Raw genomic sequence first — 12166 nt, 5'->3', positions numbered from 1 at the left:
AGAAGCTTTATTTGGCGAGCGCCGCTTTTACCAGGCCCGATACCGCCGTCATGTCGGCGCGTCCGGCCAGCTTCGGTTTCAGCACGCCCATCACCTTGCCCATGTCCTGCGGACCCGCCGCGCCCGTTGCCGTCACGGCAGCCTGGATCTCGGCGTTGATGTCATCGGCTGATAATTGTTCCGGCATGTAGGCCGACAACACGCCCAGTTCGGCTTGTTCCTTCGCAACCAGGTCGTCACGTCCGGCTGTCTGGAACTGGCTGATGGAATCCTTGCGCTGCTTGATCATCTTGTCGATCACCGCCGTGATCGCTGCGTCGTCCAGTGTGATGCGCTCATCGACTTCGCGCTGCTTGATCGCCGCGAGCAGCAGCCGGATGGTCCCGAGGCGCTCCGTTTCGCGGGCGCGCATTGCGGTTTTCATGTCGTCGGTGATCTGGTCTTTAAGGCTCATTGCTTGGGACTCTGCTGATGCTGTGTTAAGAATTCTGCCGTTCATGGCTCAATGCAAAAACCCGCTTGAGAGGGTTTCCTCAAGCGGGATCATGAACCAGGGTGTTTCGAGTACTTTTGAAACCGGCCGGCGTGGCGCTGTGCGCCTGCCAGCGTGTTTTGGGAAGGGATCGAATTGTTTTTCATGGATCACCGCCCCGATTGCACTCTATTGAGTTGCGCCGATTGTCGCTACTAACGAGGCAGTATAGCAGGTCGAAAACAGGTTTTCTAAGCCAGAAGCGGGCTTGATCCATCTTGCAAATCATCGGCTAAAACCATGCTGGTCAAGGGTTTGGGGCCTGCTTGAACGTTTCAGGCACGAACCTGCTCGGCCGCCGCCTTTCCCGCCGCCACCGCGGACGCCCACGCCCACTGGAAGTTGTATCCGCCGAGCCAGCCGGTGACATCGACGGCCTCGCCGATGAAATACAAACCCGCGACCCGCGCGCTCATCATCGTTGCCGACGAAAGCTCGCGCGTGTCCACACCGCCGCGGGTGACTTCGGCTTTCCGGTAGCCTTCCGTGCCGTTTGGCGTCAGTGTCCAGCGCGACAGCGATTCGCCGATCTGACGCAGGGTTTTATCGGGGAGATCGGCAAGACGCGAATCCGCCGGCACGCGCTGGACGTCGAGCCAGGTCTGGGCAAGCCGCGCCGGAACGCGTTCCGCCAGGAACGTACCGACCTGTTTGCGCGATTCACGCTTGGCGGCAAGCAGATCGCCTGTCGCATCCACGCCCGGCAGCAAGTCGATACAAATCGGCTCCGACGGGTTCCAGTAGCTCGAAATCTGCAACACGCCCGGCCCCGACAAACCCCTGTGCGTGAGCAGCAGATCCTCGGAGAATTCCGTGCGCTGGCGGCCCGTGCCGGCGCTCAGTTCAACGGGTACGGACAGCCCGGATAGCGCCGCGAACGGCTCCCAGTCGGCCGGTGCGAAGGTCAGCGGCACGAGGGCGGGACGGGTATCGATGAGCTTGTGGCCGAACTGCTTCGCCACACGATACGCAAAATCCGTCGCGCCGATTTTCGGTATCGACAGGCCGCCAGTCGCGACAACGAGCGCCGCGCACGACATCGCGCCCGCGGTCGTTGCAAGCGTGAAGCGGGCGCCGTCGTGACTGATGGTATCGATTCCGACCGGCCGGCGCCACGTCACGCCGCCCGTGTCGCATTCGCTCTTCAGGACCTGGATGATCGATTCGCTGGAGTCATCGCAGAAAAGCTGGCCTTTGTGTTTTTCGTGCCACGCCACGCGATGTCGCCTGAGCAGCGCGAGAAAATCCTGAGGCGTATAACGGGCGAGCGCGGAGCGGCAAAAATGCGGATTCGCCGATAAAAAATTCGCCGGCCCGGCGTTGATATTCGTGAAGTTGCAGCGCCCGCCGCCCGAAATGCGGATCTTTTCAGCGAGCCGTTCGGCATGGTCGATCAGCACCACGCGGCGGCCGTTTTGCGCGGCCACGGCGGCGCACATCATGCCGGCGGCGCCCGCACCGATGACGGCGATATCGTAAGTTTCCATGGCGCGCATTGTAGCGGCTGGCCGCCGGGGTTGCCGAGGGCAGAACGGCTGCCGCTGGTATACTTGTGCGCTACCCCAAACATCCCGAGAAGTCCCCCGCCATGCTCGTTCTAGGCATCGAAAGTTCCTGCGATGAAACCGGCCTTGCCCTCTACGACACCGAGCGCGGCCTGCTTTCGCACGCACTGCATTCGCAAATCGCCATGCACCGGGAATACGGCGGCGTCGTGCCCGAACTGGCATCGCGCGACCATATTCGCCGCGCGTTGCCGCTGCTCGAACAAGTGATGGCGGAAGCGAAAACGGCGCCTGCGGACATCGACGCCATCGCGTTCACGCAAGGGCCCGGCCTCGCCGGCGCGCTGCTGGTCGGCGCGAGTGTGGCGAACGCACTGGCCATGGCGTGGGATCTGCCGACCGTCGGCATTCATCATCTGGAAGGGCATCTGCTGTCGCCGCTTCTCGTGAGCGAGCCGCCGCCGTTTCCGTTCGTGGCGCTGCTGGTATCGGGCGGACACACGCAGTTGATGCGCGTGACCGACGTCGGGGAATACGAAACGCTCGGCGAGACACTCGACGACGCCGCAGGCGAAGCCTTCGACAAAACCGCCAAGCTCCTCGGCCTGGGCTACCCGGGCGGACCGGAGGTCTCGCGGCTGGCCGAATCCGGCACCTCCGGCGCGGTCAAACTGCCACGCCCGATGCTGCATTCCGGCGACCTGGACTTCAGCTTCAGCGGTTTGAAGACCGCCGTGCTCACTCACAGCCGCAAGCTCGGCGCGGACGTCAGCGAGCAGTCGAAGGCGAATCTGGCGCGCGGTTTTGTCGATGCAGCCGTCGATGTACTGACGGCGAAGTCCATCGCCGCATTGAAGCAGACGGGCTTGAAGCGGCTGGTGGTGGCGGGCGGCGTGGGGGCGAACCGGCAGTTGCGCGAGGCGTTGTCGGCGGCTGCGAAAAAGCGCCGCTTCGAGGTGCACTACCCTGACTTGTCGCTATGCACCGATAACGGCGCGATGATTGCGCTCGCCGGCGCCTTGAGGCTTGCGCGCTGGCCCGATCAAGCCGTGCGCGATTACGCTTTCACGGTGAAGCCGCGCTGGGATCTGACGTCCCTGGCGGCCGCCTAGTTTAAGAATGTAGTTTCAAGACGGGTCAGGAAACCCGCTTGTCGTGCTCGATCACTGCGTAGGCGCTGTGATTGTGAATGGACTCGAAGTTTTCCGCTTCCAGCACATAAGCCACGATCCGCGCATCCTCGTTCAGGCGCGTGGCGACATCGCGTACAAGGTCTTCTACGAACTTCGGATTTTCGTACGCGCGCTCGGTCACGAATTTCTCGTCGGGCCGCTTCAGCAAACCCCACAACTCGCACGACGCCTCTTCTTCCGCAATCCGGATCAGGTCTTCAACGGCCAGCTCGCCCGTGAACTCTGCGCTGATCGTCACATGCGAGCGCTGGTTGTGCGCGCCGTACTGTGAAATCTGCTTCGAGCACGGGCACAAGCTCGTCACCGGCACGAGCACTTTCAGCGACGTCCGCGTTTCGCCCGCGCGAATCTCACCTGTGAATGTGACCTCGTAGTCCATCAGGCTTTGCACGCCGGAGACCGGCGCGGTCTTCATGACGAAGTACGTAAACGATACTTCGATACGCCCCGAATGCGCCTCGAGCTTGAGCAGCATCGCGGCGAGCATGGAACGGAAAGCGGTTTGGTCGAGCGGCGCGCGATGCTCTTCGAGCAAGGCCACGAAGCGCGACATGTGGGTGCCCTTCTGATCGGCGGGAAGGTGGACGTCGAGATTCCAGAGACCCACGCCCGGCTGCAATTGGCCGGTCGATGTCCGGATGGTCAGCGGATATCGCACCGCTTTAACGCCTACGCGCTGGATCGGGATCTGCCGCGTGTCGAGCGAACTCTGGACATCGGGCATCGCAAAGGCGGGATTCATCTGGTTCATTGAATTTCCTTGTCCGTCGCGCGCATTGTGGTCGTTATCACGCGAGGATGCAGCGGCGATGCAACCTGGCGGACGTCCCCGACGCCCGCCGTAGCACTGCAATCTTTGAAGTCAAGCGACGCGTTTGGTCAGCTTGCCGGTGTCGCTCTGGACGTCGTGTGAGACGGCGTCTTTCAGGAAACGCTCGCGAATCGACTTCGCGATCCCCGCACCGTCCAGCCCGCACGACACTAGCAACTTGACTGGATCGCCATGATCGATAAATACGTCCGGCAAGCCGAGTTGCAGCACCGGCTTGATGACCGAGCTGGCCAGCAGGCTTTCCACGCAGGCCGAGCCCGCGCCGCCCATGATCGCGCCTTCTTCGACGGTCACGAGCACGTCGTGCGTGGCGGCCAGTTCCCGCAGCAGATCGGCATCGATAGGCTTGACGAAACGCATGTTGGCTACGGTCGCGTCCAGTTCTTCGGCAGCGGCAAGCGCGGGTGCGACCATGGTGCCGAACGCAAGAATCGCGATGCGCGAGCCCGAACCTACTTTTTGCGTCGATTCGCGCCGGATTTCGCCCTTGCCGAGCGGGAGGGCCGTCATCTTCTTGACGATCTTCACACCCGTGCCCGCGCCGCGCGGATAACGCACGGCCGTGGGGTTCGGCTGCTGCAATGCCGTGTAAAGCATCTGGCGGCATTCGTCTTCGTCGGACGCGGCCATCACCGTCATGTTCGGGATGCAGCGCAGGAACGCGAGGTCGTAGTTGCCGGCGTGCGTCGCACCGTCCGCGCCGACCAGACCCGCACGGTCGATGGCGAACACCACCGGCAGGTTCTGCAATGCGACGTCGTGGATCAACTGGTCATACGCACGCTGCAGGAAGGTCGAGTAGATCGCGACGACCGGGCGCATGCCATCGGCGGCCAGACCGCCCGCAAACGTCACGGCGTGCTGCTCGGCAATACCGACATCGAAATAACGATCCGGGAAGCGCTTCTCGAACTCCACCATGCCCGAGCCTTCACGCATGGCCGGCGTAATGCCGACAACGCGCGAATCCTGCTCGGCGGCGTCGCAGAGCCATTCGCCGAAGACCTGCGTGTAGGTTTTCTTCGATGGCACCGTAGAAGGCTTGATGCCCTCTGCCGGATTGAATTTGCCCGGCCCGTGGTACAGCACCGGATCGGCTTCGGCGAGCTTGTAGCCTTGCCCTTTCTTCGTCACGACGTGCAGGAACTGCGGACCACGCAGCTCCTTGATGTTCTGCAGCGTCGGGATCAGCGATTCGAGATCGTGACCATCGATTGGTCCGATGTAATTGAAGCCGAACTCCTCGAACAACGTGGCCGGCACGATCATGCCCTTCGCGTGTTCCTCGAGCTTGCGGGCGAGATCGAGCATGGGGGGCGCCACGCGCAGCACACGCTCCACGCCGGCACGTGCGGCGGCGTAGAAACGCCCCGACATCAGGCGCGCAAGATGGCGATTCAGCGCGCCGACCGGCGGCGAGATCGACATGTCGTTGTCGTTCAGGATCACGAGGAGCGGCACGTCGTCGGCCACGCCAGCGTTGTTCATGGCTTCGAAGGCCATGCCGGCGGTCATTGCGCCGTCGCCGATCACCGCGATGGAATAACGGTTGTCGCCCTGCAGCTTGCTCGCGATCGCCATGCCGAGCGCCGCCGAAATGGACGTGCTGGAGTGCGCTGTGCCGAAGGTGTCGTATTTCGATTCGCTACGGCGCGGAAAGCCGGAAATCCCGCCAGCCTGGCGCAGCGTTTTCATCTGGTCGCGGCGGCCCGTCAGGATCTTGTGCGGATAAGTCTGGTGGCCCACGTCCCAGACGATTTTATCGTTCGGGGTATCGAAGACGTAATGGAGCGCTATCGTCAGCTCGACCGTTCCGAGATTCGACGACAAATGCCCGCCCGTCTGCGACACGCTGTCGAGCACGTAGGCACGCAACTCTTCGGCCAGCGGTTTTAGTTCGTGGCGGTCCAGCGCTCGCAATGCGGCTGGATCGTCGATGGTTTTCAGCAAGTCGTACATCGTCGTCCCATTTAGGAAAACTGGCGAAAGCCGTTCAGGTCTGCAAGCATCTTGCACGCCTGCCGGTTCCGCGTTTTATCGTATGTTTCAGTTCACCCGGTTCACAACCAGGTCGGCCAGTTCGCCCAGTCGGGCGGCCCGCGGGCCAAACGGCGCTAGTGCAGCATGGGCATCGCGGCCCAGTTGAGCTGCCAGTTCGCGCGATGCATCGAGTCCGATGATCGACACGTACGTCGGTTTGTCGTCCTTTGCGTCCTTGCCCGCCGTCTTGCCAAGCGTGGCGGAGTCTGCGGTGACGTCGAGAATGTCATCCACGACCTGGAAGGCCAGGCCAATTGCGGCCGCATACGAATCCAATGCGCTCATGGCGGCCGCGTCCGGTGCTTCGCCACAGAGTGCACCCATTCTTACGGCCGCGCGCAACAAGGCGCCGGTTTTCTTTCGGTGCATGGTCTCGAGTTCCGGGCGCGACAGCTTGCGTCCGACGCTCTCCAGGTCGATGGCCTGCCCGCCCGCCATGCCCACCGAACCACTCGCCAGCGCCAGTTCCCGCGTGAGAGCGGCCTGCTGGGCGGCGCTCAGGCCGTTATTGTCCCCGGTCAGCGCAACGAACGCCTGCGACTGCAGCGCGTCGCCGACGAGCAGTGCCGTCGCTTCGTCATATTGCACATGTACCGTTGGTTTTCCGCGACGCAGAGCGTCGTCGTCCATGGCAGGCATGTCGTCATGAACCAGCGAATACACGTGAATCATCTCGAGAGCCGCGCTGCCGGCGTCCAGCGCCTGGGCGCTCGCACCCGTCAGTTCACCGGCTGCGTGGCACAGGAGCGGGCGCACCCGCTTGCCGCCGCCGAGCACGGCGTAGCGCATGGCTTCATGCAGCTTGGCGGGCGCGATGTCCGTACCCGGCAGGTAATGTTCCAGCGCGGTTTCGACGCGATCGAGGCTCGCGTGCATCCATTGGTCAAAAGTCATAAGTCGTCCCCGTTATCTGCCGATGTGCCTGCGCCCTGGGTGGCGCGCTGCAATTCGGCGGGCAGCGGTTTTAGTGTGTCGCCATCGAGCACGCGAACCTGCTGCTCGACCTTTTCTAATTGTTGCTGGCAAAAGCCGACGAGCGCCGCGCCACGGCGGTACGCAGCGAGCGATTCCTCCAGGCTCAGCGCGCCGCCTTCCATGCGCGCTACGAGCCCCTCCAGTTCGGCCAGCGCCGTCTCGTAATTCTCCGGGAGCGGCGCGTTGTCCGCGCTTGCCGAGCCATCCTGCGTTGCGGTTTTCGCCATGAATCGTGGGTGTAATGTCGGATTTCGGGAAACAAGTCGGACATTCTACGGCAAAAGCGGCTTTTCCGACCTCCGCCATGCGCTGACCCATGCCAGTAGCGCGTCTCAGGCTGCCTTCGCTTGCTTGTAAAAATCCTGAAAAGTCCCGCAAAAGCCCGGAACTCCGCGCTGGGATTTGACCCAAAACAAGTCCTCGGGCGCCCCATTGAAAGGGTTTTCGTTATAATTCGCGGTCTCCCTAAATCGAATCCTCGATGGTTGGGTTGTTCACTGCTTTCACGTCTTCACGGGAGTGGGAATGTCCAATCTGAGCAATGCATTGCAACTGAACGCAATTCACAGTCAGTTGCCAGTCACGGCTTACTTTGACGAAGCGCTTCTCAAGCGCGAAATCGACACGCTTTTCAAGCACGGTCCACGCTACATCGGCCACGAACTCATGGTGCCCGAGGCGGGAAATTATCTTGCTTTGCCCGGCGAAGGTGAAGGGCGCCTGCTCGTCCGTAATAAACAGGACCAGATCGAGCTGCTGTCGAATGTATGCCGTCACCGCCAGGCCATCATGCTCAATGGGCGCGGCACGGCGGAGAACATCGTGTGTCCGCTGCACCGGTGGACGTACGACCTCGACGGCCAGTTGCTCGGCGCGCCGCATTTCGCCGACAAACCCTGTCTGAACCTCGGCAAATCCCCTTTGCAGAACTGGCAGGGACTGTTGTTCGAAGCGAGCGGACGCGATGTCGCGGCCGATCTCGCCCGACTTGGGCCGGCCAAACATTTTGACTTTTCGGGCTTCATGTTCGATCACGTCGAAGTGCACGAGTGCAACTACAACTGGAAGAGTTTTATCGAGGTGTATCTCGAGGATTACCACGTCGCGCCGTTCCATCCGGGTCTCGGAAGTTTTGTGTCCTGCGATGACCTGACCTGGGAATTCGGCGACTGGTACAGCGTCCAGACTGTTGGCCTGCACAAGAATCTCGAGAAACCCGGCAGTCCCACGTACCGTAAGTGGCACGACGAGGTATTGCGGTTCCGCAACGGCAAGCTGCCGGAATTCGGCGCGATCTGGATGGTGTACTACCCGGGCATCATGATCGAGTGGTATCCGCACGTGCTCGTGGTGTCGTGGCTGATTCCGCAAGGGCCGCAGAAAACCACGAATATCGTCGAGTTTTATTATCCTGAGGAAATCGCGCTGTTCGAGCGTGAGTTCATCGAGGCCGAGCGTGCCGCCTACATGGAAACGGCGCGCGAGGACGACGAAATCGCAGAACGCATGGATGCCGGACGGCGCGCGCTGATGAACCGCGGCGAGTCGCAAGTCGGGCCGTATCAGAGTCCCATGGAATCAGGCATGCAGCACTTCCATGAGTTTTTGCGGCGGCAGTTGGGCAAGATTTAAAGCGGCACGGTTTTGTTGAGGAAGACGGGCTTTGGCCCGTCTTTTTTTGTTTAGACTTCAAGCTCGACATTTCATAACATCGCGCGTTGCATCAGGAGCCGTCATGCCTCACACGCACTACACCACGCTGATTTCCGCCGGCAATCTCGTCGAGCGGATCGCCGCTGCGCCTGGCAGCGTGTTTATCGTCGATTGCCGCTTCGATCTGGCCACACCCGATTCGGGTGAAAACGCCTATGCCGCTGGGCATATCCCCGGCGCGCATTACCTGCATCTCGACCGCGACCTGTCGGGCGCGAAGACCGGCAAGAACGGCCGTCATCCGTTGCCGGAGCGCGCGGCGCTCGTCGCCAAGCTGAAGGAAATCGGCCTGAACGAAGGCCAGCAAGTCGTTACCTACGATGCCCAGGGCGGCATGTATGCATCGCGTCTGTGGTGGCTGTTGCGCTGGCTAGGCCACGATTCCGTCGCGCTGCTCGACGGCGGCCTGCAAGCGTGGCAAGCGGCCGGGCAGCCGCTGGAATCGGCGGCGCCGGCCACATCGGCGGGAACGTTCAAGGCGGGCGCGCCGCTGTCGGTGACCATCGATGCAGACGGGGTCTTGCGCAATATCGATACGCGCGAGCGCGTGGTGATCGATGCCCGCGCAGCCGACCGGTATCGCGGGGAAAACGAGACGCTCGATGCCGTCGGCGGTCATATTCCCGGCGCGCTGAATCGCTTTTTCAAGGACAACCTGAACGCGGACGGCCGCTTCAAGACCGCCCATGAATTGCGCGAGACGTTCGGCGCGCTGCTCGGCGCAACGCAGCCGGATCGTGTGGTGCTGCAGTGCGGGTCAGGCGTCACCGCCTGCCACAACGCCCTGGCACTGGAGATCGCCGGCTTGCACGGCGCGGCGCTGTATCCCGGATCGTGGAGCGAATGGAGCTCGGACGCTTCTCGGCCCGTGGCGACCGGCGCGGCGGCATAAGAACTCCGGCCGCCCCCGGGCGTTACTTGACGCCGTGTTCCTTGAACCACGCGAGCGCGCGCTTCCAGCCATCTTCGGCATCAGCTTTCCGGTAACTCGGCCGGTAATCCGCGAAGAACGCATGCGGCGCGTCATCGTAGACCACGAATTGCGAGCCGCGCGCCACTGCCGGGCCGGTCGCAATCGCTTCTTTCATCTGCGCGAGCGTGTCCTGCGGAATGCTTTGATCGAGCTTGCCGTAAAGACCTAGGACCGGCGCCTTCAGATTCGCGGCAAGGTCGAGCGGATTCGCGGGATTGTTCGCAGTCTTCGCGCCGACCACACGTCCATACCACGCGACCGCCGCCTTGATGCGCGGATTGCGCTCGGCATAGAGCCACGTGATCCGGCCGCCCCAGCAGAACCCTGTGATCCCGAGCCGGTTCAGGTCGCCGCCATGCCCGCCCGCCCATGCCACGGTCGAATCGATATCCGACAGCACCTGGTCATCCGGAACCTTCGAGACGAGCTGATCGTTGAGCTGCTGCATGGACGGATATCTGGACGCGTCGCCTTCACGCACGTAGAGATCCGGCGCCACGGCGAGATAACCGAGCTTGGCGAAGCGGCGGCAGACATCGGCGATATGTTCGTGCACGCCAAAGATCTCGTGAATCACGATGATCACCGGCAAGTGCGTCTTGCCCAGCGGTTGCGCCCGGTACGCGGGCACGAGCGTGCCGTCGGCGGCCTTGAACCCTACGGGGCCGGCTTCGAGACCGTTGCTGTCGGTGATGATGGTTTGCGCGGAAACCGGCAAGACGCAGGCGGCAAAACCGCTGCCGACAGCCGCCTTGATGAACGTGCGCCGGTTGAACGGGACATGCGGAACGAGGCTGTCGATTTCAGGCGTAAGCATGCAAAGCTCCAGCGGCATGGGGCCGCGAAGGGGCGGCCGGCGCCGTGCTGCAGCGCACCGGACCATCCAGAACGGGTGAGCCTCGCTGCCCGGCTGAAGCGCCGGACGGTGAGACACGGCAAGGACCTTGACTACGACCGCGCCTTGAACGAAACCGCTTCCAAAGCGTGCCGCCCATTCTAAACAGCTTTACGACGCTTGCTCATATCCACGCGAAGCATCAGTGCAGCTTGACGCGCGGCACGGTGGAGCGGCGCAGCCAGTGCGCGACGGTATCGAGCGCCATGCGTGCCCAGCCGTGCAGCGCGGCAATGTGCATGCGGTAAAGCGACTGGTACATGAACCGCGCGAAGAGCCCCTCGATCAGCATGTTCCCACCGATCAAACCGCCCATCAGACTGCCGACCGCGCTGAAATGCCCAAGCGACACAAGCGAACCGAAATCGCGATACGTGTAGTCCGGCAACGGCTTGTCCTCCAGCCGGCGCTCGAACGACTTCAGCAAGAAGCTCGCTTGCTGATGCGCGGCTTGCGCACGTGGCGGCACGTTGCGCCCTTCTTTCTCGCCGCCCGGCCAAGCGCACGCGGCGCAATCGCCGAGGGCGAACACGTTGTCATCGATTTCTGTTTGCAGCGTACGACGCACGATGAGCTGGCCAAGACGGTTGGTCGTGAGGCCATCGAGCTTGGAAAGCACGGCCGGCGCGCGAATCCCCGCCGCCCACACCGTCAGATCCGCCGCGATGGTCTTGCCGCTCGCCGTGCGGATGGAGTCCCGCGACACTTCGGCCACGGTCTCGCCGGTCATCAGCCTGACGCCGAGCTTTTCCAGCAATTCGGCTGTCGCCGTGGAAACGCGCTCGGGCAGCGCGGGCAAGATGCGCGGACCGGCTTCGATCAACACAATGCCGATATCGTTCTTCGGGTCGAGTTTGTGCAGTCCGTAAGCGTGCAGGACCTGCGCCGTATTGCGCAATTCCGCCGATAACTCCACGCCCGTCGCACCGCCGCCCACAATCGCGACCTGGATCCGCGGTGCCCTTGTAGCGGCGTCGACAGGAGTGAGGGTAGCCGGATCAGGCGCCCGATATTCCGCGCGAATGCACGCGGCAATCAGCCGCTTGCGGAACAGCTCGGCCTGGTCGACCGTATCCAGAGCGAGTGAATTCTCCTGCGCGCCCTGCACGCCGAAAAACGCCGTCGTGCTGCCGATCGCCACGACCAGCGTGTCGTATTCGAGATCGCGTTGCGGCAGGAGTTCGCCGGCTTCGTCGTCGAGAAGCGGCCCCAGCGTGACCTTTCTTGCCGTCCGGTCGACGCCCAGCAGATCGCCCTGCTGAAACTCGAATCCATGCCAGCGCGCCTGCGCCGCATACGACAATTCCTGCGAGAACGGATCGAGGCTGCCAGCCGCGACTTCATGCAACAACGGCTTCCAGATATGCGTGGAATTCCTGTCGATGAGCGTCACCTGCGCACGCGCCGTGCGCTTGCCATCGGCGCTGCCGAGCTTGTCGCCCAGGCGCGTGGCCAGTTCCAGCCCACCCGCCCCGCCGCCGACGATGATGAAACGATGCATCTAACCT

Annotated in this window: 11 protein-coding genes; 3 read left to right on the top strand and 8 right to left on the bottom strand. The window is 62.6% G+C overall.

The features are described 5' to 3' along the window. Window positions 1-7: 7 nt before the first annotated feature. Together AX768_RS23265 and AX768_RS23260 are read right to left on the bottom strand one after the other, a co-directional pair. The gene (locus AX768_RS23265) at window positions 8-454 is read right to left on the bottom strand and encodes a GatB/YqeY domain-containing protein (protein WP_062002514.1); all 447 of its coding nucleotides are present in this window, start codon (window positions 452-454) and stop codon (window positions 8-10) included. Window positions 455-807: 353 nt separating this feature from the next. Beyond that, window positions 808-2019, bottom strand: coding sequence for an NAD(P)/FAD-dependent oxidoreductase (locus AX768_RS23260; RefSeq protein WP_062003611.1), 1212 nt, complete (start codon window positions 2017-2019; stop codon window positions 808-810). A 101-nt stretch (window positions 2020-2120) separates the two neighbouring features. Between AX768_RS23260 and tsaD the strand changes: the two genes are divergently transcribed. Continuing rightward, on the top strand, window positions 2121-3149 hold the full coding sequence (gene tsaD, locus AX768_RS23255) for a tRNA (adenosine(37)-N6)-threonylcarbamoyltransferase complex transferase subunit TsaD (protein WP_062002513.1): 1029 nt from the start codon (window positions 2121-2123) through the stop codon (window positions 3147-3149). 25 nt (window positions 3150-3174) lie between these two features. Here the strand turns inward: tsaD and folE2 are convergent, their stop codons facing one another. The 4 genes from folE2 to AX768_RS23235 form a co-directional block, all read right to left on the bottom strand. Continuing rightward, the gene (gene folE2 / locus AX768_RS23250) at window positions 3175-3981 is read right to left on the bottom strand and encodes a GTP cyclohydrolase FolE2 (protein WP_062002512.1); all 807 of its coding nucleotides are present in this window, start codon (window positions 3979-3981) and stop codon (window positions 3175-3177) included. A gap of 111 nt (window positions 3982-4092) precedes the next feature. Continuing rightward, on the bottom strand, window positions 4093-6021 hold the full coding sequence (gene dxs, locus AX768_RS23245; protein ID WP_062002511.1) for a 1-deoxy-D-xylulose-5-phosphate synthase: 1929 nt from the start codon (window positions 6019-6021) through the stop codon (window positions 4093-4095). Window positions 6022-6108: 87 nt separating this feature from the next. Beyond that, window positions 6109-6996: a polyprenyl synthetase family protein gene (locus AX768_RS23240; protein WP_062002510.1), complete on the bottom strand. Its 888-nt coding sequence runs from the start codon at window positions 6994-6996 to the stop codon at window positions 6109-6111. Next, window positions 6993-7304, bottom strand: a complete 312-nt coding sequence (locus AX768_RS23235; protein ID WP_062002509.1) for an exodeoxyribonuclease VII small subunit — start codon at window positions 7302-7304, stop codon at window positions 6993-6995. Before AX768_RS23235 ends, AX768_RS23240 begins: the two co-directional genes overlap by 4 nt. Before the next feature lie 298 nt (window positions 7305-7602). On the opposite strand from AX768_RS23235, the gene AX768_RS23230 reads away from it, so the two are divergent. Both AX768_RS23230 and AX768_RS23225 read left to right on the top strand, forming a co-directional pair. Next, window positions 7603-8709: an aromatic ring-hydroxylating oxygenase subunit alpha gene (locus AX768_RS23230; RefSeq protein ID WP_062002508.1), complete on the top strand. Its 1107-nt coding sequence runs from the start codon at window positions 7603-7605 to the stop codon at window positions 8707-8709. A 103-nt stretch (window positions 8710-8812) separates the two neighbouring features. Then, complete coding sequence (locus AX768_RS23225; RefSeq protein ID WP_062002507.1) at window positions 8813-9682, top strand: sulfurtransferase; 870 nt, start codon at window positions 8813-8815, stop codon at window positions 9680-9682. A 22-nt stretch (window positions 9683-9704) separates the two neighbouring features. Here AX768_RS23225 and AX768_RS23220 read toward each other — a convergent pair whose 3' ends face one another. Both AX768_RS23220 and AX768_RS23215 read right to left on the bottom strand, forming a co-directional pair. Further along, a complete protein-coding gene (locus AX768_RS23220; protein ID WP_062003610.1) occupies window positions 9705-10580 on the bottom strand; it encodes a dienelactone hydrolase family protein in 876 nt (291 codons plus the stop codon). A 220-nt stretch (window positions 10581-10800) separates the two neighbouring features. Then, window positions 10801-12159, bottom strand: coding sequence for an NAD(P)/FAD-dependent oxidoreductase (locus AX768_RS23215; protein WP_062002506.1), 1359 nt, complete (start codon window positions 12157-12159; stop codon window positions 10801-10803). Between the last annotated feature and the right edge of the window lie 7 nt (window positions 12160-12166).

Source organism: Burkholderia sp. PAMC 28687, from assembly GCF_001577465.1.
GTDB lineage: Bacteria > Pseudomonadota > Gammaproteobacteria > Burkholderiales > Burkholderiaceae > Caballeronia.
The sequence above is the reverse complement of the archived record's forward strand: the minus strand, read 5'-3'. Positions and strand labels throughout refer to the sequence as shown.